We start from the raw sequence: 24573 nt of genomic DNA, 5'->3' as shown, positions 1-24573 counted from the left end.
GGAGTTTGTTTAATGGCAGCCATGTCTATCGGCCCCGCTCATTTATACGATGCGCGGCGATGCAAGCTTCGATATCCTCGCAAATGAAAAACCGAGAACGAGTCGAGAGACGGAGGTAGCAAGGTGCGAATAGACGATTATGTGGATCCGGCTGAAGACCATTTGCAGCAGCTTCTAGAAATGCTTGCACACGAAGGCATGGAGGAACTCCGACACAGTTGCGCTGGCCTTTCGGCGGATGAGGTCCGCGATTGGGGCCGAAAATATGAAACTCAGCTTGGGCAGCTGGCGATTTTTCCCGCTCGCGAACGGTCCGTTTTACTGGCTGAATTTCCGGATGCTCGAGAGCGGCATCTTCTGTTGATAATGGCGGCATATCGAACGCAATGTGGTGTCCGATGGCTCCGGTTAGCTTCCGATCATGCGGTTGACCCATCGATCGACATTCATCCGCTGACGATGATGTCGCGCGCGGCCGAGGCGTATTCGCAGATCGCTGCTGATGAGATTGCGATCTGGCCGTTTGATGACGGAACCGATCCACTGAACGAAGGGTTGCTCGATGACGACGAATAAACTCGGCATCCCGTCTAACGACTGATGCTGGATCATCGGCACATTCAACCGTTTTTTCGCCCAACTCACGCGCGATATCTTCGATTGCGCGACGTTCCCGTTCGGCACGATCGGCGCGCATCGTTTCTATATCTGGAAGGGCAAAGCCTTTGTCTTCGATTATGTCCTCAGCCGGATAGATGTCGGGCCGCAATTCGTGGCGGGACACGCCGGTCGCCGCTTCTGCCTTCAATACGAACGTCGGTGGCATCTCGCCGGTATAATTTACCCATTTCCACACTGATGTACTTGAAACACCGCAGATTTTGGCGAGCTTCGCCTGAGAACCAGCCTTTTCGATGGCCATTTTCAGTGCATCAATCGGGGATAAATTTTTCATGCGCCCACCGCCGTTCGCGATTCCTCGACCGGATAAATATCGGGCCGCAGATCGTGGCGGGAGACACCGGTCGCCGCTTCGACCCGCAGAACATATTCAGCAGGCAAAACATTTCCGCGCTTCAGCCATTGCCACACTGCAGGCTGAGAATTTCCGCAGAGACGGGCCATTTCTGCCTGCGATCCTGCTTTTTCTATCGCCCGCTTAAGGGCGCGGCGAGCTTTTGAATGTGTTTCCATAGTCACGCCGACTATGACAATTGTTTATTATCGTCAATGACTATTGTCATAATGCAAGGCGCGGCCGTAAAAGATAAGGCAGTTGTGTGATCGATACAGATAGATTGACGGCACTATTGCAAAAGCGTGGAATGTCGCAGGCTGAACTCTCGCGCCGTGTTGGCGTAACCGCCACAGCCATCAATCATCTGATTAAGCGCGGCGGTAGTGGGACTACCTATCTACCTCAAATCGCTAGAGAATTAGACACAACTCCGGAATATTTACTCGGCGAAACCGACGATCCGCGCCGACCGCTGCTGGAGATTGACACTTCAAAACCTTCCCGCAAGCGGAGCAAGGACGACAACCGGCGAATGGCCGGCCAATTTGTTGATGAAATGGAAGCCCAGGCAGAAGAAAAACTGGCTCAGCTCGTCGAGTTGGATCAGATCGATTTGAAATATGGCATGGGTGGCACCTATACCGATGGTCCGGTGGAGGTGGAGAAGCGCGCTTTCTCGCGCGAATGGCTGCGATCCATTACTGCAACGCCGCCGCGCCACCTGTTTTGGGCAACCGGTGACGGTGACAGCATGGAACCAACCATTCGCAGCGGAGAGATTGTGCTGATCGACCGCAGCCAGGAAACACCGCGGATCGACGATGCCATCTGGGCTGTTGTCGATGGAGAGATCGGCATGATAAAGCGCATGCGCCATCATTCGGATGGCACGGTGGAACTGCTTAGCGATAACCAACTCGTCCCGCCGCGCAGAACCGCCGATGATGAATTGCATATAATAGGCCGCGTGATCGCCGTGGTACGAAGATTATAGGGAGAATTATCATGCGGCTGTCGAAGATTGAAATTTTCTCTATTTTGCCATTCTTGGCGTTGATCGGCTGCTCAGGCGCAAACGAGCCTGCTGACAATTCCGATCAGGAATCGCTCGAACTTGCACAATATGCAAAAAATTATCGTGACCGCCAGCAAGCGGACAAGGAAAAGGGCTTCCACTGCCTGAGTGCGAACGATGGCTCAAGCTCCCCTCTGGTCGATCAGGTGAAATTGAACCTGCGTGATCCGGCTTCATTCGAGCATAGCTACACAGAAGTCGGCAAGCTTCTGTCCAATGGCAACCGGCCGATAAAGATGGAATATCGAGCAGCTAACGGTTTCGGCGGCATGAACGTGGACACCGCGATCGGTGCGCTCGATCAGGACAGCTGCACCGTGACCATCATCACCGATGCGACCCAGTTGAACGATCTTCTGCCGGCCGAATAAAATCGTCCCAGTTCGCGCTGCCAAGACCGGGCGGCGATTTGCAATATTTCCTTATTTTCCGCCATGTACGCAGTTTTCCGAACTGGGACTCGCTAAGTCCCACTTCTTCTAGCGATTTTTATGAACGACGCGGCGATTCCTGATCCGCTGAGAGGCCTCTAAACCCCTTCTAAGAGCCATTTTTGCGGCCTAAGAGGGGCACATGCACAAAACCTCTGAAAACGCCTCGACTCCAATCAGTCCTGTCCACGACTGTCTAATTAACCATTCACTCTAGACAACAGATCGAAATGCCAATTTTTTGAGCGAGGTCCGAAACAGAGCCGATAACAGCCAATCATCCAGCGCAATCCCACGATATGCCGCCTTGTCCCGGCACTCCAGAACCTCTAGTCCCCTAACAAGAGTGATGAGCGAGAAATTTATCGGGAGCAGAAACAAGGTCTGGCTGGCGAGTGCCGGCCTGTTGACGATGGGCCTGATTGCGGGTGGCTATTTGCTTGGTGACGGTCTGTTGCGTTCCAAGATGGCGGATCGCAGCGTGACCGTCCGCGGTCTCGCAGAACGCGAGGTCACTGCCGACCTCGCCACCTGGACCATCGCTTACAGCGCGCAGTCCGCCGACCTGCAAAGCGCGCAGACCGATATCGACAGTGACACCGATGCCATTACCAATTTTTTCAAGGAGCTCGGCTTCAAGGCGGATGCGCTGAAGCCGACCGGTGCCAACGTGAACCAATATAGCAACGATGGCATTCCCCAATATACCATCCGTCAGCGACTCAGCCTGCGCACCGATGATATCGACAAGGCCCAGGCCGCAGTTGCCCGGCAATTCGATCTAGTCCGCCGCGGGGTCGTGCTCGAAGATGGTTCCGGGATGAGCTACACCTTCACCAAACTGGACGAGATCAAGCCCGCCATGGTCGCTGAAGCCACCAAGGACGCCCGCAAGTCAGCCGAACAATTTGCCAAGGATAGCGGCACCGGTGTCGGCGGCATCAAATCCGCCACCCAGGGTTATTTCAGCATCGACAGCCGCGACGGTGATGCCGGCGGTTACGGCGTCACCGATACACCCTATAAGAAAGTGCGAGTGGTGACGACGGTGGATTTCTATTTGGAGTGAACAAGGCGGCGATCAGACCCGGTAACGGCTCCGACTATTCCTCGACAGTGGTCCCAAGCTGAGCGAGATAACGGGTTGCAGCATTGGCTGACGGGCTTTCGGGTCCGAATTTGATTGCCTGCTCCCAATTGCTCCGGGCGTTCACCATGTCGCCGGCTTCATAGGCGATATTCCCCGCCTCCAGTGCGATGGCCGGATCGGCGAAGGCCCGCTTCGCGGCCTCCGCAATATCCGATTTGGCCAATGCCAGGTCACCCATCCGCCGCGCCAACGTGGCCGACAGCAGCCAGCCAAGCGGATCTTCTGGGACAAGTTCGTGAACCAGGGCGAATTGTTGCTTTGCTTCGTCATATCGATCTAGCGCAACAAACACGCGCGCCATGTCGAGATGCACTTCACCTTCTAACAGCTGATCAAGCGTATCTTGCTCAAGCGCGGACCCCAGATATTTCAACGCGTCCGCATATTTGCCATTGGCGAGCGCCGCATTGCCGGCCTGCGACCAGAAAATCGCTCCGCGGTCGTCGGCTGCAGCTTCCGCTCCCTCTGCCGACTGGACAAACTCTGGAATTGCCTTGGTCCAATCCTGCAGTTCTGCATAAGCGAAGCCCAGACAATTGCGTGCCAAAAATCCGCCGCCCTCGATCTGCCATCTGTTGGCTGCCAGCAAACCATTGTCCGGATCGTCCGCCGCCTGCTCCAGACATTGATCAAACCGGATGTCTTCGGGACTCTTCAATTTGCGCGGGGGGGGATTGACCGGTGACTCGGGCTTGGCTTCCGACGGACGCAGCACAGGGTCGATCGGGGAACCATATGGCGTAGCCGATTGCATCAATAATGGCAGAAGTAGCGACGAGATCATGGATGAAATTTCCGTTTTTTGCTTGCGATAGCCTGGCCAGAGGTCACCCCAGTCGCGAAACCACGTCTATCAGCAAGGCAATGTCCTGATCCCGCGACAGGCGGTGATCGCCGTCTTTTACCAAATGGACCTGCACATCATCTGAACGGATTCTCTTGGCCGTTTCAAGGCTATATTCCCACGGCACATCACTATCCTTTTGTCCGTGCAGCAAACGCACCGCGCCATCAACGGCAATTTCCTTGTGAAGCAGGCGGCTGGTTTCCCCCGACTGCCAGAAGGTCCGGGTGGTGACATAGGGATCATCCGAATATTCACTTGCTTCCTCCAGCTTGCCATCGCGCAAAATGGTCATTTTCTGCTCCTGGGTGAAACCCCAGTCGGTGAAATCGGGTGCCGCGGCGATGCCAACGAGATTTCTCACCCGCATCGGTCGTGATAATCCGACGAGCAGCATCAGCCACCCTCCCATCGACGATCCGATGAGGGTGATGGAACCTGAAGTGACCTGGTCGATCAGAAACAGTACGTCCTCCCGCCAGTCGGTCAGGCTCTGTTCCTCGAATTCCCCGCCGCTTGCACCGCAACCGCTATAGTCTAATCTTAGCATGGCTCGTCCCTGCTGCTTCGCCCATGCATCAAGCGCCAACGCCTTGCTACCCTCCATATCCGACATATAGCCCGGCAGAAAAACCAGTGTTGTTCCCTTCACGTCTGGCTTGGGCGGAGTATAACAATAAGCCAGCGAAGCGCCGCCGGGCCGATCGAGATATAGAATATCGTCATCCATAATGTTGTCCGCCTGTGTCCCCGCGAAGGCGGGGATCCATCTCCTGCCCTATAACCAATAAATGCGATGTGAGAAGATGCAGTGGTCAGAAGTCTGAGCGCAAACGCCCAACGCCTCCATTTCAGGAGCAATATTAGAACCCTGTCGACATAGGCACACTAAGTGGCGGCAAAGTAGACTATCGCCAGACAGAGAAATGCAATGACCAGCAGGCCGATATTGGATATCAGCGGCGGCTTCGCGCGCGGAAGCAAAGCGGTCAGTTCGGCCGGGATTTCACCTCTGATACCAAGTTTCCATGCTGGCCGGGCCTTGATCCCGTCCTCCAGGGCAAAGACATGGGTTTCGCGTTCTTTACCGCGGTAAACTAGATCGCCAAAAAAATAGACTTCGCTCCGCCATTGCTGTTCATACAGCGCGAATGTCTTACCAATCACCTCGATCCGCACGCGCCGTTTCAACGCGCTGTCGCCGTCAGCAAGCCAGACATTCGAAGAACCAGACATGGGCTGAACCTAAATCAACTTGACGCCCGACGCACCACAATTTTTGCAGCCTTCAATGACGCAGGAAGATTTGTTCAATCGGCATGGCAAACAAATCGGCAATCTTGAAAGCGAGTGGCAGCGAAGGATCATATTTGCCAGTTTCGATCGCGTTCACGCTCTGCCGCGAAACCTTTAGCTGTTCAGCAAGATCAGCCTGCGACCAGTTCCGCTCGGCGCGCAGCACCTTGAGACGGTTTTTCATGCGGTGAGCCCGCGAAGACGATAGAAGAAATAACCAAGGCTCCAGCTTCCCATTAGAACAGCCACCAACTCATCTCCTGACAAGGGGGCGAATCCATCATCCAGCAAACCCCAGATCACGTTCGTGAAAAGGGTTGTTACCACGGCAATGATCGCGCCATTTGCCATCAACTGAAAATAATAGTCATCAAGCTTGCGTCGGTCCAGCGCCGCACCAAAAGTCGCAACAAGTGCCAGAAAAATCACGATGCCGCTCAAGAATAGCAATTTGGGGTATAGGGGGGCCGGGAAAATGTCTGTTTCGCTCGTGCTTGAATGACTCAGGACCAAAAGGGTCATGCTGAACAGCAGCAGCAAACCAAACAGCCAGTCCGGCTTGATCGCCTTGCACAGCTTCCGCCACAAACCCCGCCGTCCGCTTCCCTCTGTCATAAGACCGACAAAAACAGGATCGTCAGAGCGGCCCACATGGCGATATTTTCACGGGGGGTCATCGTCCGGCCCGTACAACGTTTCGATTTCATGGTAAATCTCCATCAAGTTACATAGACATTATGTCATGCTTACTTGACTTCTTTTCCTGATTCTCCTGCAAAAGTCAAGTGACCATTACATGCTTTCTCTTTGCCTTGCTTCCAACCTTGCGGGATCCCGCTGATTTGGTTGACTTGAAACCCCAAAAGACTAAGTCCGGTCCAATCCGATGGACGCTGCTTTCATGCTTCATTGGCCCCAACTTTGACAAACTTTGAGATGACCCGAGCCCATGACCCAGATGATCAAAATCACCCTTCCCGACGGTAGCACGCGCGAAGTGGCATCGGGCACTACCCCTGCGCAAATTGCGGCGGACATTGGTCCCGGTCTGGCCAAAGCGGCACTGGCCGCAAAGATTGGCGGCGAGTTGCGCGATATCATGCGGCCGCTGGATGAAGACACCGAACTGGCTTTGGTCACGTCGCGCGACGAAACCGACGCGCTGGAACTGGCGCGGCACGACTATGCTCATGTGCTGGCCGAAGCGGTACAAAACCTGTTCCCGGGGACCCAGATCACATTTGGCCCTTCGACCGACGACGGATTCTATTATGACTTCGCGCCCGCCGGTGATCCGTTTACCGATGAGGACTTGCCCCGAATCGAAGAGGAAATGAAGCGGATCATCGCTGCTGACAAGCCGCTGCGCCGCGAGGTGTGGGAACGCGATGCCCTGATCGCGCGCTGGCAGAAGGATGGCGAGACCTTCAAGGCCCAATGGGCCGCCGAGTTGCCGGAAGGCGACGAGATCACGGTTTACTGGTCCGGTGATGACTGGATGGACATGTGTCGCGGCCCGCACCTTGCCTCGACTGGCAAGCTCGATCCACACGCGTTCAAGCTGATGCGTGTGTCGGGCGCCTATTGGCGCGGCGACCAGCGCAACCCGCAGCTGTCGCGTATCTACGGCACCGGCTGGCTCAACAAGAAGCAGCTCGCTGCCCATCTGATGCGGCTCGAGGAAGCGGCCAAGCGCGATCACCGCAAACTCGGGCAGGAAATGGATCTGTTCCACTTCCAGCACGAGGCGCAAGGCTCCTGCTTCTGGCATCCCAAGGGCTATTTCATCTGGCGCGAGCTGGAACGCTATATGCGCCGCCAGCTCGACAATGCCGGCTATGACGAGATCAAGACGCCACAGCTGATGGATGTCAACCAGTGGGAGAAATCAGGCCATTGGGGCAAATATTCGGCGAATATGTTCGCGGTTCCCGACGAAGTTCCCGATGCCGCAGGCGACGGACCGGTGATCACCGGTACCGCAGACATGATGGCCCTGAAGCCGATGAACTGCCCTGCCCATGTGCTGGTGTTCAAGCAGGGCATCAAAAGCTATCGCGACTTGCCGATCCGGATGGCGGAATTTGGTTGCTGCCATCGCAACGAACCGCATGGTGCATTGCACGGCCTGCTTCGCGTCCGGCAATTTACGCAGGATGATGCGCATATTTTCTGCCGCGAAGACCAGTTGATTGATGAAATTGTTGCCTTTTGTGACTTGCTTGACGCGATATACCGCGACCTTGGGTTCGGAGATTATCAGATCAAGCTGGCGCTCCGCCCTGCGGAGCGCTTTGGATCGGATGAGGAATGGGACAAGTCCGAACAGATATTGCGCGAGGCCGTTGCCAAGGCGGGCCGCGCGACCGACGATTATGGGTGGGAAGAATTGCCGGGTGAGGGGGCTTTTTATGCGCCCAAGCTGGAATTTCATCTGACCGACGCGATTGGCCGGACATGGCAGGTTGGCACGATACAGGCCGACACGGTTTTGCCGGAACGGCTGGACGCCAGCTATATTGGCGAAGACGGCAGCCGCCACCGGCCGATCATGCTGCACCGTGCAATTCTGGGAACTTTTGAACGGTTTATCGGCATTCTCATCGAACATTATGCCGGCAAGCTGCCGCTGTGGCTTGCACCAACTCAGGCCGTTGTCGCGACGATTGTGACTGACGCAAATCCTTATGCCGAGCATGTCGTTGAAAGACTGAAAGCCGCCGGAATTCGAGTCGAGGCGGATCTGCGCAACGAGAAGATCAACTACAAGGTGCGCGAGCATTCGGTAGGCAAGGTACCCAATATCTTGGTGGTCGGCATGCGCGAGGCCGAGGAAGGCAGGGTGGCGTTGCGCCGGCTCGGGCAGAAGGAACAGGAGTTTCTGACGCTCGATGAAGTCGTGACCCTGTTACAGGACGAGGCACTGGCACCAGACTTGAAATCAGCAGCATTGTGACGATATTGGCTTTGACGCTGTTGCATCCAAACCACGGCTTATATGGCTAATATGTCTTTCGCCATCAACAGGGCTTTATTCCAATAAGCTTTGCGGCTAATGAGCCTGCATAGACAACCACTCAGGAGTATTTAACATAGCTGCACCCCCTCGCCGCCCCACGCCGCCCGTCAAGGGCGGCCCGCGCTTCAACGATCTGATCATTTCCGACACCGTCAGGGTTATCGACGACAAGGGCGAAAACCTTGGCGTGATGAAAACCAGCGAAGCGATTGAGCGAGCAGCAGAGGTTGGACTCGACCTTGTCGAAGTTTCCCCCAATGCGCAGCCTCCGGTTGCGAAATATCTCGACGTCGGCAAGTTCAAATATGAGGCCCAGAAAAAGGCTAATGCCGCGCGCAAGACGCAAAAGGTGCAGGACGTCAAGGAAATCAAGATGCGTCCGAATATCGACGATCATGATTATGACGTGAAGATGCGCAATGTGAACAAGTTCATCGACAATGGCGACAAGGTGAAGGTGACGCTCCGCTTCCGTGGCCGCGAAATGTCGCATCAGCAACTCGGCATGGCTTTGCTTGTTCGCGTGCAGGAAGACATGAAGGAAACCGCCAAGGTCGAAGCCTATCCGAAGCTGGAAGGCCGTCAGATGCTGATGGTACTAAGCCCGAAATAGGATCCTCGGCTAGCAAGCATCGAATCGGGCGATCCACAGAAATACCAGACCAACCACCAGAGCGGTGATTGCGATCATGATTTCAAATTCGTGGTTTACCATTCTGCCCTCTGCATTTGCCCTTTCCGATAGCATAGCGAAGCTAACAGCCGGTTAAATGGCGGCAGGCCTCAGGTGACTGGCCTGGTCCGGTACTGAGCTGGGAAATGCCGCTTCAGATTGGCCAGCTTGGGCTTGTCCCAGCGGACGATATAGGCCTGACGCGGGTTTTTCTGCAGAAAATTCTGATGATAGGTCTCGGCGGGATGGAAGGCCTTGTACGGCTCGATCCGCGTCACGATCGGCTGCGGCCAGTAGCGACCCTTGTCCAGCTGCGCGATATAGGCGCGCGCCGCTTTCGCCTGACCGGCATTCATCGGCACCAGAGCGCTGCGATAATGTTTTCCGCGATCGGGACCCTGGGCATTGAGCATCGTCGGATCGGTCGTGACCGAGAAGAAAATCTGCATCAGCTTGCCATAGCTGATCTGCTGCGGATCATAGACCACACGGACGACCTCTGCATGGTCGGTGAGGCCAGCACTGACCAGCTCGTAGGAGGCGCTGCGTTTGATGCCGCCATGATAGCCGGAGGATGCGCTGATCACCCCCTTTGTATGCTCGAAAACCGCTTCAACACCCCAGAAGCATCCGCCGGCAAAAATCGCGACGGCGCGCGTTCCGGCTTCCCTGGCATCGAGTCGCGGTACCGGGATGATGGTGGCTTTTTCGGCGGCATGGGCTTCACCGACCAAGGCGGAACGTGCCGCCTGATCTGCGGGGAGGGTCGACTGAAGGCCCGCCCATACCGCGCCGAACGCAGCGAAGGCAGCGCCAAATGCTATTGTTCTGGAAAGGACCGGGCTCATGACGGCCTAGCTCAGCAGCTGGCTGGCCGCGCTCACTGTAGACGACAGGTTATCGGCGGCATCCGGACGCTGCTCTGCGGGCTGCATCAGAAACAGCATCAAGGCACCGGCGACGAAGCCGCCACCCAGGCTGTAGGTCAAATCGGACTTGAATAATTTCTTCATGCTCTGTTCCTTGGGGATCTTTGTCTGTTCGAAACAATCCGCCTGTTGGTTACAGCTCTTAATATAGTTTTCCTGTCGCCGCTGTGAACCTGATCACATGGCCATATTCAGTTTTCGGGCGACAAGATTATCTATCGATCGCTGATCAGCGCAATGCCGCGCAGGCCCGCTGGATCCGGGTGCAGGCCTCGGTCAATATATCTTCCGAGGTCGCATAGCTGATCCGGAAGGCGGGCGAGAGACCAAAGGCTGCGCCATGCACGGCAGCGACTTGCGCTTCCTCGAGGAAATAGTTGATCAGATCCTCATCCGATCCGATTACCTGTCCCTTGGGCGTGGTCTTGCCGATCAGCGCGCTGGCATCGGGATAGACATAAAAGGCCCCTTCCGGTGTCGGACATTCGAGGCCCGGCGTGTCATTCAGCATCGACACCACCAGATCCCGGCGGCGTTCGAAAGCGGCATTGCGCTCGACCAGAAAATCCTGCGGGCCGTTGAGCGCGGCCACGGCGGCGGCCTGCGAAATTGAGCTCGGGTTCGAGGTCGACTGCGACTGCAATTTTCCCATCGCCTTGATCAGCCATGCCGGACCACCGGCATAGCCGATGCGCCAGCCGGTCATGGCATAGGCCTTGGAAACCCCGTTCACCGTCAGTGTGCGGTCATACAAGTCCGGGCAGACCTGCGCGATGGTCGCAAAAGGAAAGTCGGCATACCAGATATGTTCATACATATCGTCGGTCATCACCATCACATTCTTATGCGGCAGAATGACATCGCCCAGCGCCTTGAGTTCCTCCGCGCTATAGGCGGCACCGGTTGGATTGGATGGCGAGTTGAGGATCACCCATTTGGTTTTTAGCGAGATCGCCGCTTCCAGCTGTGCCGCGGTCATCTTGTAGCCCTGATCCGCGCCCGCCTCGACAATCACCGGTGTGCCGCCGGTGAAATTGACAATGTCGGGATAGCTGACCCAATAAGGCGCCGGGATGATGACTTCATCGCCTTCGTCCAGCGTCGCGACCAGCGCGTTGAACAATGTGTGTTTGCCGCCGCTGTTCACGGTAATCTGGTTGGGCGCATAGGTCAGGCCATTTTCACGCTCGAATTTGCCGATGATCGCCGCTTTCAGCGCCGGAGTGCCGTCCACCACCGTATAGTTGGTATCGCCATCACGGATCGCCTGGATGGCCGCATCCTTGACAAAATCCGGCGTGTCGAAATCCGGTTCACCCGCCGACAAGCCGATGACATCCACGCCCTGCCCCTTCAGTTCGGAGACCTTCGCCGACATGGCGAGCGTCGCCGAGGGCTGGATGCGGCCGAGAGCTTTGGAAATATTGGTCATAAGAGGTCCTGTCGCAAGGAGATGGCGCGGGCATGCCTAATCAGAAACTTGCTGCGCTGCAACACCACTATTGACCGCCGCCGCGTTTTTTCACAAATTCTGCGCGGAGCACGAGACCCTTGATGCCCTCGTGCCGGCAATCGATCTCTTGGGCGTCACCGGTCAGCCGGATCGACTTGATCAGCGTGCCGCGCTTCAGCGTCTGTCCGGCCCCCTTGACCTTCAGATCCTTGATCAGAGTGACGGCATCGCCGTCGGCCAGCAAGTTGCCGACCGCATCTACAACTTCGGGGCCGACCGTGCGCTCTGCCGCATCATCCGGGCTAAGCCACTCGCCGGTTTCCTCGTCATAGATATAGTCGCCTGCGCCTTCAGTCATCACAGCGACCCTAGCGCCTGTTTCATATCGTCGATGATATCGTCAATATGCTCGATCCCGACCGAGACCCGGACCACGTCCGGACCGGCACCGGCGGCGACCAGTTCTTCGGCCGAAAGCTGGCTGTGGGTGGTCGAGGCGGGATGGATGATCAGCGAGCGGGTGTCGCCAATATTGGCAAGATGGCTGAACATGTTCACGGCGCTGACCAGCTTGACCCCGGCATCATAGCCGCCCTTCAGGCCAAAGGTGAACACCGCCCCGCCATGGCCATCGAGATATTTCTGCGCCAGCGCGTGATAATCGCTGTCCGGTAACCCGGCATAGGAGACCCAGGCCACCGCTTCATGACCCTGCAGCCAGGTCGCCAGCATGAGCGCATTGCTGCAATGGCGTTCCATCCGCAACGCCAGCGTTTCCATGCCGGTCAGGATCTGAAAGGCATTGAACGGTGCCAGCGCAGGTCCGAGATCGCGCAATGACAGGGCCCGCGCCGCCAGGATGAAGGCCATTTCGCCGAAGGCTTCGGTGAAGACCTTGCCATGATAAGAGGCATTGGGCTGGTTGAGAAAGGCAAATTTTTCGCTCTTCGTCCAATCGAACCTGCCCGAATCGACGATCAGTCCGCCAAGACTGTTGCCATGGCCGCCGAGAAATTTGGTGGCGCTGTGGACGATGATATCCGCGCCATGGTCGAACGGGCGGCAGAGCATCGGCGAGGCCATGGTATTGTCGACGACCAGCGGAATGCCGGCACCATGGGCCAGATCGGCGAGACCGGCGATATCCTGCACCACCCCGCCGGGATTGGCGAGGCTCTCGATGAAGATGCAGCGGGTGTCGTCGGTGATCGCGCCCTCGACCGCCATCAGATCATCGGCATCGACAAAGGTTACGTTCCAGCCGAATTTCCTGAAACTGTGGCCAAGCTGGTTGAGCGAACCCCCGTAAAGTTTTTTCGCGGCGACGATATGGGCTCCGGGATCCATCAGCACGTGAAAGACGAGTAGCTGCGCAGCATGGCCCGAGGCCACCGCCAGCGCCCCGATGCCGCGCTCCATCGCCGCAATCTTGCCCTCGAGCGCGCCGTTGGTCGGGTTCATGATGCGGCTGTAGATATTGCCGAACGCGTCGAGATTGAACAGGTCGGCGGCATGACCGGCATCGTCGAATACATAGGACGCCGTCTGGTAAATCGGCGTGATCCGCGCGTTCGTGGTCGGGTCGGGCGCGGTCCCGGCGTGGACAGCGAGAGTTTCGAGACGGGCGGTGTCTAGGGGATCGGTCATGAGCGGCTCCGTTGGTGATGTGGCTCGCGGGTTATGGGATCGCTGCGTGGTTTACCAGAGACTTTGACCGTCCGCCGCGAAAATTTAAATTGGGGTCACACGGGTCACACCCCCTGAATCGGAAAAAGCTGCTGGGGCAAATAGGGGTCATTTTGGTCTGTGGCCGTGGGTTTCCTCTTGATGGCAAGGGGTGTGCGACGTGCGGCCAGCGTTCCACTGGTGTCATTGTCAATGATACGAGCCGGGTTATGATGCCGAAGAAACATGAGGTGAATTCTACCAGAATCGGGACGGTGTAGGAAAGGATTTCGAGCAAAGCCGACTTTCCAGTGCAGGCTGGAATCTCGCCGCGATTTAGCGCATCGCCCGATCGGCCGTTCGGGGAAGGCGGCTTTGCCGGCAGGGAGCGATTACGGACTTTGATACAGCTATGATTGCAGCGCGTTCCCTTCTAGTCTGGAAACATGCTTATCGTGCCCTCGCCGCCTTGCCCGCAGGCGCAACCTGTGCCTGCACCCTCTTTTTCCGAAACGGAGAATGATCATGAATTTTCGTAGATCCGCACTGATGCTAGCGCTGGCCACCTGTTCCCTCGCCCCGGTCGCGGCATCGCCGGTCCTGGCGGCGTTGAAAAGCGGCGCCAAGGCCCAGGATTTCACGACACAGGCGGTACTCGGCGGCAAGCCGTTCACTTTCAGTCTGAAAAAGGCGCTGATGGATGGTCCGGTCGTGCTCTATTTCTATCCCAAGGCATTCACGTCGGGCTGCACGATCGAGGCGAACCAGTTTGCCGAGGCGACCGATGAGTTTAACGCGTTGGGGGCCACCGTGATCGGGATCAGCGCTGACGATATCGAGACATTGAAAAAATTCTCGGTCGAGGAATGCCGCAGCAAATTTGCGGTCGCAGTGGGCAGCAAGGCGGTGATCAGCGCCTATGACGCCAATCTGCCGGTAATGGGTGGCTCCAACCGCACCACCTATATTATCGCGCCCGACGGGACGATAATCTGGAGCCATTCGTCACTCAACGTCAAGGGCCATGTGCCCGGCGCCCTGGCCGGGATAAAAGCATGGAACAAGGCGATGGCGAGAAAATAGCGTCGGGGGCGACGACTATGGATTATTGACTCCGGAATTCCACATGCCCCACCCCATGCAACAAATCCGCCGTCGGGGCGTTCGACGATCATGGCGGATATTTTCAACGGACCGGAAGCGATATCCTGGGCGGAGGCGCTGTGGCGGCTGGGGGCGGCGACATTATTGCCGTTCCTGATCGGGCTGGAGCGATTCATCCGCCGCAAGCCGATTGATTTCCGGCCTTTTGTCATCATTTCGGTCGGCGCTTGCGGGCTGGCGATCGGGGCGATGGAGCTGGTTGAATCGACAGTCGATCCGCAAACCCAGATCGATCCCAGCCGGATATTCGAAGGGGTGATCACCGGTATCGGTTTCCTCGGCGCCGGGGCGATGTTCCGGGAAGGCAGCTTTGTCCAGGGTGCCGGGTCGGCCGCCGCGATCTGGGTTGCGGGTGCGATCGGACTGATCTGCGGCTTCGGGGAGGTCTGGCTGGCCGCGATCGTGACCTTTGTTGTCCTGACCGTGTTGATCGCCAGCGCGCCGTACACCGCCCATTGGGACCCGGGCGAGCAGGATAGGGAAGAACCCGCGCCCTGAACCGGACAGCAACCCCATTCAACAAGGAGGAAGATATGCCAGCCCAATCCAAAGCCCAGCAACGTGCCGCCGGAGCGGCCCTGTCCGTCAAGCGCGGCGAGGCCAAGGTCGGCGACCTCAAGGGGGCATCGAAAGACATGTATGACAGCATGACCGAAGCGGAGCTGGAGGATTATGCCAGCACCGGCCATGACGATCTGCCGGAGAAAGTGGACGGTGACGACTAGCGACAGCTGCCGCCATGCGATCCGGGCACCAAAAAGCCGGGCGAAATGGCTTCGCCCGGCTTTCTGAAGTTATCGCAGCGGTTTACCAGTGCGGGGTCACGGCCCAATAATCATAGACCTTGGTCTGATATTCACGGTCATAGGCGCGATCCGGTTCATTATTGCCAAAACGCGGTGCGTCCATCAGCTGCTCCTTGGTCACGTCGATGCGATAGCCACCGAGATCGGTGTCGTAGTCGAGCTTTGACCAGGGAATGCTGTGCTTCTCATCGCCGAGGCCGAGGAAACCGCCTGCGGAAATCACCACATCGGTGACATTGCCGCCGCGCTTGTCGATCAGCAGTTTGTCGACCGAGCCAATCTTGCCCTTGTCGACGCCATAAACGGTCGTGCCGTCGACGCGGTCACTGCCAATCACTGTGCTGTCTGTCTGTTCCTGTAACATGTTTCTCTCCTCTTGGTTTCAGGGCTAGCCGTCCGGTGGCCTTTTGGGTGGGGGAGGCCGGTGTCGTCTGGCTATACAGAACCAACGACCGTTCGGGCAGATCGTTCCAGAAGAATGCGGAAATTTTGGTTTGACGGAGAAATATCGGTCGAGCGGGTGCTGCGGGGCGACGAATGTGTGTTGGGCGGGCGATTTACCATGCTGGTCATCCCGAACTTGTTTGAGGCCCCCTGTCGGCAGCGCCCGTTCTCCCGAGGTCCTGAAACAAGTTCAGGATAACGAAGATGAAGTGCCAGTGCCTCTTGTCGTGACTGATCAAGCGTTGCGGCGCAGCGCGCCCTGGACCAGTCCGCGCACGCTATTGCCCAGCCAGAAGCCGTCCGCCAGATCATCCGCTGTGAGGTCCGCTTCCACCGCCCTGCCCTGTTCAAGCAAATCGGCGCGCAGCACGCCGGGCAGCACGCCACGCGAAAGCCTGGGCGTGAGCAGCTGGCCGTCACGTTCGACGAATATGTTCCAGATGGCGCCTTCGGTGACGAAGCCGTCGTGATCAACAAACACCGGGTGCGTGCCGTATGCCAGGCCGGCGGCGGCATAGACTCTTCTGTCGCTGGTCTTGTGATGCAGACGATAGTCCTGCGCGTTGGCGGACATCGGCACCAGCTGGCAGGGGACCGGTTCGGTCAGCGGCCCAGGCAGCGGCCGGAGCTCGATGGCAATCGCGCCGGATTTTGCCAGCATCAGCCGGACAAGCGCCGGTGTGTCCTGATGGAATGTGATCGCCTGGATGGTGTTGCGCGCGGCATGGCGGTCGAACTCGAACTCGAGGGCGGCGGCACTGGCCTTCATCCGTTCCAGATGCCCTTCCAGCCGGCCAATGCCGGTTGCCGGTTCGAACGCCATGGTCTCGATCAAATCTCCGGTCACGCCCCCGCTCCCCTCATTTTTCACGGCTGCGAACCTCCCCTTGGCAAGACATTCCCGCCATTCGTCTTCCCCGTCCGAGTCCGCCACTATGCCAGAGCCAAGACCGATGGAAAGGGTTTCTTTGCCCTGCTCGAGGAAGAAGGTCCGGATCGCGACATTGAAGGCAGCGTCGCCATTGGCGTCGATCCGCCCGATCGAGCCGCAGTAAATGCCTCTCACGTCCGGCTCCAGCTGGTCGATAATTTCCATCGCCCGGATTTTCGGCGCGCCGGTGATCGAGCCGCAAGGGAAAATCTGGCGGATCACGTCGACCGCGTCGAGGCCGTCTTGCAGCTGCGCGGTCACCGTCGAGGTCATCTGGTGGATGGTCGGATAGCTTTCGATCTGGAACAGGTCCGGCACCTGCACGCTGCCCCGCTCCGCCACCCGTGACAGGTCATTCCGCAGCAGATCGACAATCATCAGATTTTCGGCGCGTTGCTTGGGATCCCCGTGCAACCGCGCGCGCACGGCGGCGTCGGCTTCCGCATCGGCAAGCCGCGCGGCCGTGCCCTTCATCGGTTTGGCGGTGATCCGGCCGTCCTTGATCGCAAAGAATAGTTCCGGCGAGAAAGACAGCATGCAGTTGCTGCCATCGAATATCACGCCGCCATAGCCGGCCTGGGCGCGGTCGCGGATCGCGGCGTAAAGGGCCAGCGGGTGACCGGCATAGCCGGCGATGGCGCGGAAGGTCAGGTTCGCCTGATAGATATCGCCAGCGACGATATAGTCCTGCACCTGCCGAAAGGCGCGGTCATAGTCGGCGCGGGATATTGCAGGACGCAGAGCGCCGAGCCAGGCCCCATCGGCGGGGGGCAACAGGTCCGCCAGCGCGGCGGGCGGGAGTTCTTCATATCGTTCAAACAGTCCGAACCAGAGCAAGGGGGTCGGCAGGATGTCGGGCAGCCGTTCGGCCAGCCGCGCTTCCAGCGGCAGTCCGGCTTCATAAGACAAATAGCCCGCCGCGTGCAGACCCTGATCGCGCGCGGCTGAAATCTGGCCGAGACAGGCCTGCAATTCGGTCGCGTTGTCGGCTCGGAGCACCGTCACCGGATCCTGATAGAGCCGGGCCGGGGCGGCTTCATGCGCGCGCGCATCATCGAGCAGCACAAAAGGACGGTTAGCGCAAAACATCGCTCCCTCTAATTGCTTTTGCTACGCTTCGTCCATAAACATCGCAAAACAGAACAGCGGGATGAACATATGACGTGCAAATGGTTGGCCGGGATGCTGGTGGCGGCAACAATGATCGCAGGACACGGACCGAGCCTGGCGGAGGAAGTCGCACCCCAGCCTGCTGCGCTGGTCGCCGATGAGATCCCGCCAATTACGCTCGACATGGTGGAGCGGACCCGGCCCTATATGGAATATCGCACCGCCAGCTTTGTCGACTGGGACCCGAAGACCCGGGCGATGCTGGTGTCGACGCGTTTTGCCGATACCAGCCAGTTGCACCGGGTTGCGACGCCGATGGGGCAGCGCGAGCAACTGACCTTTGCCAGCGAACCGGTGTACTCCGGCCAATTTGCGCCGGATGGATCATCGCTGTTGTTCGAGAAAGACAGCGGCGGCAACGAGGTCAACCAGATCTATGCGCTGGAAAGCGACCGCCCCAGGTTGCTCAGCGATGGCGAGAGCCGCAACAATCTCGGCCCCTGGTCGAGCAGCGGCCAGTTGCTCGCCTTCGGGTCGAACAAGCGCACCGGCCTCTATAATGACATCTATCTGATGAATCCGGCGAATCCCGACAGCGCGAAGCTGCTGGTCGCTTCCACCGGCGGCGGCTGGTTTCCGATCGATTTTTCGCCCGACGACAAATATTTGCTGGTGTTCAACTATGTGTCGGTCTCCGACAATCAGCTCTATCTGATCGATATCGCACAAGGCAGTTCACGCAAGCTGACCGACAGCAGCAAGCCGGTCGGCTATGCCGGGCTGCAATTTGCGCCTGACGGGCGGCTCTGGGCAGCATCGGATGATGGCAGCGATATCAAGCGGCTGGGTGTGGTCAATCTGGAAACGGCGCTGTTCGAGCCTTTGATTGACGAAAAAATCTGGGATATCAGCGCTTTTGATATCAGCAAGGACGGCCGCTGGATCGCTTATGAGGTCAATCAGGCGGGACGTTCGCTCCTGAAATTTTATGACACGAAAACTGGCGTCGTGCGCGACGTAGATGCCTTGCCGGCTGGAGTGATCAGCGGCATCCGCTTCGCGCCGTGGGGAGATCTCGGCATCACCCTCAACAGCAACCAGACCGGCACCGATGCCTATAGCGTCAACCCGGAAACGCTGGCGCTCACACGCTGGACCAGAAGCGAAACCGGCGGTCTGGATGCCGCCGCCAATGTGGCACCGGAACTGGTCGAGATCAGCAGTTTTGACGGGGAAAAAATGTCCGGATTTCTTTACCGTCCCGATCCGGACAGACACAAGGGCAAGCGGCCCCTGATCATCAGCATCCACGGTGGTCCGGAAGGACAGGCCAATCCGCGCTTTCTGGGGCGCAACAATTATCTGGTCAATGAGCTTGGCATCGCGCTATTCTATCCCAATGTCCGTGGGTCAACCGGCTTTGGCAAAAGATTCGTGGCGCTCGACAACGGTCCCTGGTTGCGGGAGAATAGCGTGCTGGATATCGGCGCCTTTCTTGACCGGCTGCGCGGGGACCGGAATATTGACCGCAACCGCATCGCGGTGACCGGAGGCAGTTATGGCGGCTATATGACGCTTGCCGCGATGCTGCGCTATGGCAAGCAACTGAAAGCCGGGCTGGAAGTGGTCGGCATTTCCAATTTCGTTACATTTCTGGAGAATACCCAAGCCTATCGCCGCGATCTAAGGCGAGCGGAATATGGCGACGAGCGCGACCCCGAACAACGGGCCAAACTGGAAGAGATCAGCCCGCTCGCCCGGGCCCACGAGATCCGGATCCCGCTGATGGTCGTGACCGGCGCCAATGACCCGCGCGTGCCAGCGAGCGAGGCCGAGCAGATCGTCACCGCCGTCCGCGCCAACGGTCGCCCAGCCTGGCATCTGCTTGCGCAAAATGAGGGCCATGGCTTCCGCAAGAAGGCCAATGCCGATTATCAGTTCTGGGCGAGCCTGCTGTTCTGGCAAAAATATCTGCTGGGCCAGACGCAATAGGATAGGAAACCGGTGGCAAGATAATGAGACGAGACGCCATCCCCAATGTCGAGCGCGTAGCGTGACGGTCCGGCGGTCGATGGCCCGGACTGTCGTTCTCTATGCGCTTGTTCTGGCTGCCGCCGCCTTCGCGCTCGAGTGGCTGCAATATAAATATTTTACCAAGGCCTATTCGATCGAAATTTATATTGTTCTGGTCGCCATTGGCTTTGCCGCGCTCGGCATCTGGGTGGGCCACCGGTTGACCGCACGAGAATCGGGGGAACCGTTTCAGCAGAATTTTGCTGCGCAGCAATCGCTGGGCATATCGCTACGGGAGCGGGAAGTGCTGGAAGCGCTGGCAAGGGGCCAATCCAACAAGGAAATAGCGCGCACGCTGGGTATCTCACCCAATACGGTCAAGACCCATATTGCCAATCTGTATGCGAAACTGAACGTGAGCGGCCGGGTCCGGGCGATCGAGGAAGCGCGGGCCTTGCATCTGATCCCCTGATATTTTCGGGTGATTCCGGCCCAATCACCCTTCCGGGTGATTTTCAAAACCCTTCGCCAGTGCCATAACCGCGCGCAGAACGGAGGCAAAGTCATGCAGAAAATCGCCTTAACTTATGGTATGCTGTCGGGCACCATCACCATTGCCGTGTTGATCCTCGGCCTGGTCGTCAGCGAAGGGGGCAGCTTCCTGACATCGGAGCTGTTCGGCTATCTAACCATGCTGGTCGCGCTGTCGATGATATTCATCGGCATCAAGCGTTTCCGTGATCTGGAGAGGGGCGGGGTGATCCGGTTTCTTCCGGCGGCCACCATGGGAATAGCGATCACCGTCATTGCCGCAATCATCTATACGGTCGTATGGGAATTATATCTGATGAGCAGCGATTATCGTTTCATCAACAGTTATGTGAACAGCGCGATCGATGCGAAAAAGGCAGCCGGTCTGACCGGAGAAACTCTGGCGCAGGAAATTGCCGAACTGGATGAGATGCGAACCAGTTACGGGAAAATATATATTCGCATGCCGATGACCTTTCTCGAGATTTTTCCGGTCGGTCTGATCATCGCGATTCTGTCGGCAGCGCTGCTGCGGAACCCGAAAATCCTGCCCGCTCGCCAATGATGCAACCAAGGAGAATGGATATGAATCTCGGAGCCTTTTCGATCAGCCTGTCGGTCAAGGACCTCGCCCTTTCCAGAGCCTTTTACGAAAAGCTCGGCTTCAGCAAATTTCATGGGGAGGCAGACCAGAAATGGCTGATGCTGAAAAACGGCGATACGGTGATCGGCCTGTTCGAAGGCATGTTCCCGAAAAATATGCTGACCTTCAACCCGGGCTGGGATCAGGATGCACAAAATCTCGATGATTTTGACGATGTCCGCGAGATCCAGAAATCACTGCTGGCTGCGGGCGTGCAGCTCGACAGCCAGGCCGAAGGCAGTGAAGGTCCGGCCAGCATCCTGCTGACTGACCCGGACGGCAATCCGATCCTGATCGACCAGCATCGGTAAGATTCTGTTTCAGTTCCGTAAATTGGGGTGGTTGCCGATGCTCGCCCGGATCGCATCCAGTGCCGGTTTGCGCATCGCGGATTTCTGATAGGCATAGGCATGGCCCGGCAGTTTGGCGAGCTGACCGGCAAGCGCGGTCGCCTCGCTGACCACCTGGTCGGGTTCCACCAGCATATCAAGATATCCGGCCTCGATTGCGCCTTTCGGATCATAGATGAACGCCTGAATCATGGCCCGGGTCTGATGCAGCGGGCTGAGCCGTGTACGCGCCAGCTCGACCGCAAACACGGGCAGCGTCATGCCGGTGATCGATTCATTCGCACCCAGCTTGAATTCCCCGGCCGCCCCGATCCGCGTGTCGCAAGCCATCAGCAGGAAGACGCCCATGGCTATCGCATGACCGGTGCAGGCAGCGACGACGGGAACCGGGCCGCCATACAGGCGCAGGACCAGTTCGGAGGCCCGGTCGAGCAGTCGGACGGAATCATCGCGGGTAAAGCTGCCCATCATGCCGAGATCGAAGCCACCGGAGAAGCGCCCTTCACGGCCAGCCAGCACGATCGCCCTGGCGTCAGCCTCGGCCTGGTCCAGCGCCTCGTTGAGCGCTTCCATCAATGCGAAATTGACCGCATTGGCCTTGCCATCGTCCAAGGTGATCAGGGCCACATCATTCTGGATATCGACGGAAATGCTCATGGTCTGTTTTCCCTTCATCAGTTTAATCGATCAATTAAACCTATGGGCAATTTTCTGCAGGTCAATCGCAAAATCAACAGCGGCAGGCGCTATCAGGCGGGCAAAGGCGTTCGGGCAATGAAGCCGTAGCGGCGGATGGCTCAGGCCAGCCGCCCTAATATTTTTGTCAAGCGCGCCACATCCCCGGCATCATGATAAAGCGCGAAGCCGATGCGCAGGACATCGCCGCGGACATCGGTCATGACATTTTGCTCGGCCAATGATTCATGGATCGAGGCTGCGCGGTCGCCCTTGAAGGCCAGAAAGCGCGCATGGGCACCGGTACCAATCGGGTTGAGCAAGGCAAGGTCTGCCAGCGGTGCGTCCAGGAGAAACTGTTTCTGAAGATCAGCAACATGAGCCGAAATGGTCGCCGTCGTCAGTCCTTCGCGGCGCAACATATTCTGTACGGCATTGAACCGGTACAGGCCGGAGGGATCGAAAGTGCTGCCGAGAAACCGGCGGCCATCGGGAGCATAGCCGACATCTCCGGGCGGCAGCGAAAGATCGTCAAAAGCGGCATACCAGCCGGTCACCGCCGGCCGTTCGGCAAAGCCGGGCGGCGCGTGCAGGAAGCAGGCTCCCTCTCCCGCCATCGCATATTTATAACCGCCGGAAAGATAGAATATGCGGTCGGCAACCGGCGAAAGATCGGTCTCGACCGCCATGAAGCCGTGATAGCCGTCGATCACCAGCCAGGGGCCCGCGGGGTCGGCCAGTGCAGCCAGCGCGTTCAGGTCGGAGATAATGGTTCCGGAATTGAACAGCACATGGCTGGCAAAGATCAGGTCAAACTTACCGGTCCGGGCGGTTTCAAGCAAGGTCGCCGGTGATGCTGTTTCCAACTGTATCTTCCCGGCCTCTGCCCAGCGCGTCATTTGCCGGCGAAAGCTATGAAATTCGCCGTCGGTCGCCAGCACCCGGACGGGGCGAGCCGGAATCGCCGACACAATTCGGACGATGAAATCGTGGGTGTTGGGCGCAAAGCAGACTGTTGCCGGGTCGGGCAGCTTCAATTCACCGGCAACATGCTGCTGCGCTTCGGACCAGACCGGTCCCATGATCCTGCCCCATTTATGGTCGGCCAGGGCGGCGGCATCTTCCCAGGCCGCCAGCTGACCGGCATGGCTGGCATCGGGCCAGAGATGGTGGCTGTGCGCGGCAAAATGCAGGCGGTCCGGATTGGCTGCGAGCGATTTTGAAAACAGATGTTTCCAGCTCATAATTGCGTCCGCAGCGACCATAGTTCGGGGAAAGCGCGCTTCGGTACCGTGCTTTGCAGATAGGAAACGCCGGAAGTGCCGCCAGTGCCCATTTTCCCGCCGATGATCCGTTCGACCGTCAGCACATGCTTGTGCCGCCATGTGGCCATGGCATCGTCCAGATCGACCAGCTTTTCGGCCAGTTGATAGAGCTCCCAATAGGTTTCGGGATTGCGGTACACTTTCAGAAAGGCCGCCTCGACCTGGTCGGACGGCTGGTGAGGCTTGGCAAAGTCCCGGTCAAGCAACTCTGGCGCAATCTCGAAACCGGCGCGCGCCAGCGCCGCTATGGCATCATCCCAGATGCTTGGCTGATCGAGTGCCGCCCGCATCTTTGCCAGCGCTTGCGGGCGATCCTCCTGATATTTCAGAAATGCCTTGTCCTTCAGGCCGAGCATATATTCCACCGTTCGGAACTGGTCGGACTGAAAGCCTGAACTGGGACCCAGAACATGGCGGAACCGCGTATAATCGCTGGGCGTCATCGTCGAGAGCACATCCCAGCTCAGGGTCATCACCGCCTGGATGCGGCTGACCCGGGCCAGCGCCTTATAGGCCGGCACGAGCGCGTCCGTCACTATCTGCTGCTTGGCGAAACGCATCTCCCGAATGATCTGCTTGAGCCACAATTCCTTGGTCTGGTGGATGATGATGAACAGCATCTCGTCATCCAGATCGGACCGGGGATGCTGCGCGTCCAGCAGCGTGTCGAGCGCCAGATAGCGCGCATAGGTCATTTTCGATGTATCGGTCATGCAAGATAGTAACGCCGGGATGCCTTCATGGGAAGAGCCAGCGTCAGCACCCTGCCTTAGCCGGCCGCCTCGCTTTCGCGCCGGGATATCCTGATGCCTTCTTCTGCGGTGGTCAGGCCTTCGCGGACCAGGGCTCTGGCGGCGGAGCCGAGATTGGGCTGGCGCAGGAACGCATGGGCGGTGATACGCGCTTCATCGCCGCCATCATTGATCAGCTTGCGCAAGGTGTCGTCGATCCGGATCGCCTCGAACACGCCGATCCGGCCCTGGAACCCGGTCTGGTTGCAATGTTCGCAGCCGGTCTCGCGGTAGACC

At 58.0% G+C, this 24573-nt stretch carries 29 protein-coding genes and 1 pseudogene; 12 read left to right on the top strand and 18 right to left on the bottom strand.

Annotated elements, in window-relative coordinates; all coding sequences use genetic code 11:
* Positions 1–25: 25 nt before the first annotated feature.
* On the bottom strand, positions 26–955 hold the full coding sequence (locus ACEW8J_RS02115; protein WP_373489975.1) for a transcriptional regulator: 930 nt from the start codon (positions 953–955) through the stop codon (positions 26–28).
* Entirely contained in the window at positions 952–1194 is a 243-nt protein-coding gene (locus tag ACEW8J_RS02110) for a transcriptional regulator (protein WP_373489974.1), read from the bottom strand. The genes ACEW8J_RS02115 and ACEW8J_RS02110 overlap by 4 nt, the downstream gene beginning before the upstream one ends.
* A gap of 86 nt (positions 1195–1280) precedes the next feature.
* Between ACEW8J_RS02110 and ACEW8J_RS02105 the strand changes: the two genes are divergently transcribed.
* From ACEW8J_RS02105 to ACEW8J_RS02095, 3 genes are all read left to right on the top strand, one after another.
* Positions 1281–2012, top strand: coding sequence for an XRE family transcriptional regulator (locus ACEW8J_RS02105; protein WP_373489973.1), 732 nt, complete (start codon positions 1281–1283; stop codon positions 2010–2012).
* A gap of 11 nt (positions 2013–2023) precedes the next feature.
* Positions 2024–2464, top strand: coding sequence for a hypothetical protein (locus ACEW8J_RS02100; protein WP_373489972.1), 441 nt, complete (start codon positions 2024–2026; stop codon positions 2462–2464).
* A gap of 409 nt (positions 2465–2873) precedes the next feature.
* Positions 2874–3593 (top strand): SIMPL domain-containing protein, encoded by a 720-nt coding sequence (locus ACEW8J_RS02095; RefSeq protein ID WP_373489971.1) that lies wholly within the window; start codon positions 2874–2876, stop codon positions 3591–3593.
* 34 nt (positions 3594–3627) lie between these two features.
* On the opposite strand, the gene ACEW8J_RS02090 is transcribed toward ACEW8J_RS02095, so the two are convergent.
* The 5 genes from ACEW8J_RS02090 to ACEW8J_RS02070 form a co-directional block, all read right to left on the bottom strand.
* Positions 3628–4458 carry a tetratricopeptide repeat protein gene (locus tag ACEW8J_RS02090; RefSeq protein ID WP_373489970.1) on the bottom strand — a complete coding sequence of 277 codons (831 nt, stop codon included), beginning with the start codon at positions 4456–4458 and terminating at the stop codon, positions 3628–3630.
* A gap of 43 nt (positions 4459–4501) precedes the next feature.
* Positions 4502–5248, bottom strand: a complete 747-nt coding sequence (locus ACEW8J_RS02085; RefSeq protein WP_373489969.1) for an alpha/beta hydrolase — start codon at positions 5246–5248, stop codon at positions 4502–4504.
* A 158-nt stretch (positions 5249–5406) separates the two neighbouring features.
* Entirely contained in the window at positions 5407–5754 is a 348-nt protein-coding gene (locus tag ACEW8J_RS02080; RefSeq protein ID WP_373489968.1) for a hypothetical protein, read from the bottom strand.
* Between the two features lie 52 nt (positions 5755–5806).
* Positions 5807–5998 carry a helix-turn-helix transcriptional regulator gene (locus ACEW8J_RS02075; protein ID WP_373489967.1) on the bottom strand — a complete coding sequence of 64 codons (192 nt, stop codon included), beginning with the start codon at positions 5996–5998 and terminating at the stop codon, positions 5807–5809.
* Complete coding sequence (locus tag ACEW8J_RS02070; protein ID WP_373489966.1) at positions 5995–6465, bottom strand: hypothetical protein; 471 nt, start codon at positions 6463–6465, stop codon at positions 5995–5997. Before ACEW8J_RS02070 ends, ACEW8J_RS02075 begins: the two co-directional genes overlap by 4 nt.
* 298 nt (positions 6466–6763) lie before the next feature.
* On the opposite strand from ACEW8J_RS02070, the gene thrS reads away from it, so the two are divergent.
* Together thrS and infC are read left to right on the top strand one after the other, a co-directional pair.
* Complete coding sequence (gene thrS, locus ACEW8J_RS02065) at positions 6764–8770, top strand: threonine--tRNA ligase (protein WP_373489965.1); 2007 nt, start codon at positions 6764–6766, stop codon at positions 8768–8770.
* Between the two features lie 136 nt (positions 8771–8906).
* Positions 8907–9446 carry a translation initiation factor IF-3 gene (gene infC / locus ACEW8J_RS02060; protein WP_373489995.1) on the top strand — a complete coding sequence of 180 codons (540 nt, stop codon included), beginning with the start codon at positions 8907–8909 and terminating at the stop codon, positions 9444–9446.
* Between the two features lie 170 nt (positions 9447–9616).
* Here the strand turns inward: infC and msrA are convergent, their stop codons facing one another.
* From msrA to ACEW8J_RS02035, 5 genes are all read right to left on the bottom strand, one after another.
* Positions 9617–10354: a peptide-methionine (S)-S-oxide reductase MsrA gene (gene msrA, locus ACEW8J_RS02055; protein WP_373489964.1), complete on the bottom strand. Its 738-nt coding sequence runs from the start codon at positions 10352–10354 to the stop codon at positions 9617–9619.
* 6 nt (positions 10355–10360) lie between these two features.
* Positions 10361–10519: a hypothetical protein gene (locus ACEW8J_RS02050; protein WP_373489963.1), complete on the bottom strand. Its 159-nt coding sequence runs from the start codon at positions 10517–10519 to the stop codon at positions 10361–10363.
* Between the two features lie 145 nt (positions 10520–10664).
* On the bottom strand, positions 10665–11867 hold the full coding sequence (locus ACEW8J_RS02045; protein WP_373489962.1) for a pyridoxal phosphate-dependent aminotransferase: 1203 nt from the start codon (positions 11865–11867) through the stop codon (positions 10665–10667).
* 67 nt (positions 11868–11934) lie between these two features.
* Complete coding sequence (locus ACEW8J_RS02040) at positions 11935–12246, bottom strand: alkylphosphonate utilization protein (protein WP_373489961.1); 312 nt, start codon at positions 12244–12246, stop codon at positions 11935–11937.
* Positions 12246–13535: an O-acetylhomoserine aminocarboxypropyltransferase gene (locus ACEW8J_RS02035; protein ID WP_373489960.1), complete on the bottom strand. Its 1290-nt coding sequence runs from the start codon at positions 13533–13535 to the stop codon at positions 12246–12248. The genes ACEW8J_RS02040 and ACEW8J_RS02035 overlap by 1 nt, the downstream gene beginning before the upstream one ends.
* 543 nt (positions 13536–14078) lie before the next feature.
* Between ACEW8J_RS02035 and ACEW8J_RS02030 the strand changes: the two genes are divergently transcribed.
* The 3 genes from ACEW8J_RS02030 (at position 14079) to ACEW8J_RS02020 (ending at position 15442) form a co-directional block, all read left to right on the top strand.
* Positions 14079–14636, top strand: coding sequence for a peroxiredoxin (locus ACEW8J_RS02030; protein WP_373489959.1), 558 nt, complete (start codon positions 14079–14081; stop codon positions 14634–14636).
* 90 nt (positions 14637–14726) lie between these two features.
* On the top strand, positions 14727–15215 hold the full coding sequence (locus ACEW8J_RS02025) for an MgtC/SapB family protein (protein WP_373489958.1): 489 nt from the start codon (positions 14727–14729) through the stop codon (positions 15213–15215).
* A 35-nt stretch (positions 15216–15250) separates the two neighbouring features.
* Positions 15251–15442: a DUF3008 family protein gene (locus tag ACEW8J_RS02020; protein ID WP_373489957.1), complete on the top strand. Its 192-nt coding sequence runs from the start codon at positions 15251–15253 to the stop codon at positions 15440–15442.
* A gap of 82 nt (positions 15443–15524) precedes the next feature.
* Here ACEW8J_RS02020 and ACEW8J_RS02015 read toward each other — a convergent pair whose 3' ends face one another.
* Positions 15525–15887 carry a PRC-barrel domain-containing protein gene (locus ACEW8J_RS02015; RefSeq protein WP_373489956.1) on the bottom strand — a complete coding sequence of 121 codons (363 nt, stop codon included), beginning with the start codon at positions 15885–15887 and terminating at the stop codon, positions 15525–15527.
* A gap of 315 nt (positions 15888–16202) precedes the next feature.
* Positions 16203–17987, bottom strand: coding sequence for an aminodeoxychorismate synthase component I (gene pabB / locus ACEW8J_RS02010; RefSeq protein ID WP_373489955.1), 1785 nt, complete (start codon positions 17985–17987; stop codon positions 16203–16205).
* Between the two features lie 69 nt (positions 17988–18056).
* Between pabB and ACEW8J_RS02005 the strand changes: the two genes are divergently transcribed.
* The 4 genes from ACEW8J_RS02005 to ACEW8J_RS01990 all read left to right on the top strand — a co-directional run bounded on the left by ACEW8J_RS02005 (position 18057) and on the right by ACEW8J_RS01990 (position 21506).
* The gene (locus ACEW8J_RS02005; RefSeq protein WP_373489954.1) at positions 18057–20000 is read left to right on the top strand and encodes a prolyl oligopeptidase family serine peptidase; all 1944 of its coding nucleotides are present in this window, start codon (positions 18057–18059) and stop codon (positions 19998–20000) included.
* 79 nt (positions 20001–20079) lie between these two features.
* Complete coding sequence (locus ACEW8J_RS02000) at positions 20080–20493, top strand: LuxR C-terminal-related transcriptional regulator (protein WP_373489953.1); 414 nt, start codon at positions 20080–20082, stop codon at positions 20491–20493.
* 93 nt (positions 20494–20586) lie between these two features.
* The gene (locus tag ACEW8J_RS01995) at positions 20587–21117 is read left to right on the top strand and encodes a DUF4199 domain-containing protein (protein ID WP_373489952.1); all 531 of its coding nucleotides are present in this window, start codon (positions 20587–20589) and stop codon (positions 21115–21117) included.
* Positions 21118–21137: 20 nt separating this feature from the next.
* Complete coding sequence (locus ACEW8J_RS01990; protein ID WP_373489951.1) at positions 21138–21506, top strand: VOC family protein; 369 nt, start codon at positions 21138–21140, stop codon at positions 21504–21506.
* Positions 21507–21515: 9 nt separating this feature from the next.
* On the opposite strand, the gene ACEW8J_RS01985 is transcribed toward ACEW8J_RS01990, so the two are convergent.
* The 4 genes and pseudogenes from ACEW8J_RS01985 to ACEW8J_RS01970 all read right to left on the bottom strand — a co-directional run.
* Entirely contained in the window at positions 21516–22202 is a 687-nt protein-coding gene (locus ACEW8J_RS01985) for a crotonase/enoyl-CoA hydratase family protein (RefSeq protein WP_373489950.1), read from the bottom strand.
* Between the two features lie 140 nt (positions 22203–22342).
* Entirely contained in the window at positions 22343–23464 is a 1122-nt protein-coding gene (locus ACEW8J_RS01980) for a class V aminotransferase (RefSeq protein ID WP_373489949.1), read from the bottom strand.
* Positions 23461–24258 carry a tryptophan 2,3-dioxygenase gene (locus ACEW8J_RS01975; RefSeq protein ID WP_373489948.1) on the bottom strand — a complete coding sequence of 266 codons (798 nt, stop codon included), beginning with the start codon at positions 24256–24258 and terminating at the stop codon, positions 23461–23463. The genes ACEW8J_RS01980 and ACEW8J_RS01975 overlap by 4 nt, the downstream gene beginning before the upstream one ends.
* A 56-nt stretch (positions 24259–24314) precedes the next feature.
* Positions 24315–24573, bottom strand: a pseudogene (locus ACEW8J_RS01970) (type II secretion system protein GspE); the annotation flags it as partial.

The sequence above is a fragment of the Parasphingorhabdus sp. genome (assembly GCF_041748495.1).
Classification (GTDB): Bacteria; Pseudomonadota; Alphaproteobacteria; order Sphingomonadales; family Sphingomonadaceae; genus Parasphingorhabdus.
Note: the sequence above shows the minus strand (reverse complement) of the source record. Positions and strands in the feature narration are given on the sequence as shown.

Bases quoted from the DNA above. Each gene is read 5' to 3' on its own strand.
- ACEW8J_RS02115 (WP_373489975.1), bottom strand. From the start codon at position 955: ATGAAAAATTTATCCCCGATTGATGCACTGAAAATGGCCATCGAAAAG.
- ACEW8J_RS02110 (WP_373489974.1), bottom strand. From the start codon at position 1,194: ATGGAAACACATTCAAAAGCTCGCCGCGCCCTTAAGCGGGCGATAGAA.
- ACEW8J_RS02100 (WP_373489972.1), top strand. From the start codon at position 2,024: ATGCGGCTGTCGAAGATTGAAATTTTCTCTATTTTGCCATTCTTGGCG.
- ACEW8J_RS02095 (WP_373489971.1), top strand. From the start codon at position 2,874: ATGAGCGAGAAATTTATCGGGAGCAGAAACAAGGTCTGGCTGGCGAGT.
- ACEW8J_RS02090 (WP_373489970.1), bottom strand. From the start codon at position 4,458: ATGATCTCGTCGCTACTTCTGCCATTATTGATGCAATCGGCTACGCCA.
- ACEW8J_RS02085 (WP_373489969.1), bottom strand. From the start codon at position 5,248: ATGGATGACGATATTCTATATCTCGATCGGCCCGGCGGCGCTTCGCTG.
- ACEW8J_RS02080 (WP_373489968.1), bottom strand. From the start codon at position 5,754: ATGTCTGGTTCTTCGAATGTCTGGCTTGCTGACGGCGACAGCGCGTTG.
- ACEW8J_RS02075 (WP_373489967.1), bottom strand. From the start codon at position 5,998: ATGAAAAACCGTCTCAAGGTGCTGCGCGCCGAGCGGAACTGGTCGCAG.
- thrS (WP_373489965.1), top strand. From the start codon at position 6,764: ATGACCCAGATGATCAAAATCACCCTTCCCGACGGTAGCACGCGCGAA.
- msrA (WP_373489964.1), bottom strand. From the start codon at position 10,354: ATGAGCCCGGTCCTTTCCAGAACAATAGCATTTGGCGCTGCCTTCGCT.
- ACEW8J_RS02050 (WP_373489963.1), bottom strand. From the start codon at position 10,519: ATGAAGAAATTATTCAAGTCCGATTTGACCTACAGCCTGGGTGGCGGC.
- ACEW8J_RS02045 (WP_373489962.1), bottom strand. From the start codon at position 11,867: ATGACCAATATTTCCAAAGCTCTCGGCCGCATCCAGCCCTCGGCGACG.
- ACEW8J_RS02040 (WP_373489961.1), bottom strand. From the start codon at position 12,246: ATGACTGAAGGCGCAGGCGACTATATCTATGACGAGGAAACCGGCGAG.
- ACEW8J_RS02035 (WP_373489960.1), bottom strand. From the start codon at position 13,535: ATGACCGATCCCCTAGACACCGCCCGTCTCGAAACTCTCGCTGTCCAC.
- ACEW8J_RS02030 (WP_373489959.1), top strand. From the start codon at position 14,079: ATGAATTTTCGTAGATCCGCACTGATGCTAGCGCTGGCCACCTGTTCC.
- ACEW8J_RS02025 (WP_373489958.1), top strand. From the start codon at position 14,727: ATGGCGGATATTTTCAACGGACCGGAAGCGATATCCTGGGCGGAGGCG.
- ACEW8J_RS02020 (WP_373489957.1), top strand. From the start codon at position 15,251: ATGCCAGCCCAATCCAAAGCCCAGCAACGTGCCGCCGGAGCGGCCCTG.
- ACEW8J_RS02015 (WP_373489956.1), bottom strand. From the start codon at position 15,887: ATGTTACAGGAACAGACAGACAGCACAGTGATTGGCAGTGACCGCGTC.
- pabB (WP_373489955.1), bottom strand. From the start codon at position 17,987: ATGTTTTGCGCTAACCGTCCTTTTGTGCTGCTCGATGATGCGCGCGCG.
- ACEW8J_RS02005 (WP_373489954.1), top strand. From the start codon at position 18,057: ATGACGTGCAAATGGTTGGCCGGGATGCTGGTGGCGGCAACAATGATC.
- ACEW8J_RS02000 (WP_373489953.1), top strand. From the start codon at position 20,080: ATGGCCCGGACTGTCGTTCTCTATGCGCTTGTTCTGGCTGCCGCCGCC.
- ACEW8J_RS01995 (WP_373489952.1), top strand. From the start codon at position 20,587: ATGCAGAAAATCGCCTTAACTTATGGTATGCTGTCGGGCACCATCACC.
- ACEW8J_RS01990 (WP_373489951.1), top strand. From the start codon at position 21,138: ATGAATCTCGGAGCCTTTTCGATCAGCCTGTCGGTCAAGGACCTCGCC.
- ACEW8J_RS01985 (WP_373489950.1), bottom strand. From the start codon at position 22,202: ATGAGCATTTCCGTCGATATCCAGAATGATGTGGCCCTGATCACCTTG.
- ACEW8J_RS01980 (WP_373489949.1), bottom strand. From the start codon at position 23,464: ATGAGCTGGAAACATCTGTTTTCAAAATCGCTCGCAGCCAATCCGGAC.
- ACEW8J_RS01975 (WP_373489948.1), bottom strand. From the start codon at position 24,258: ATGACCGATACATCGAAAATGACCTATGCGCGCTATCTGGCGCTCGAC.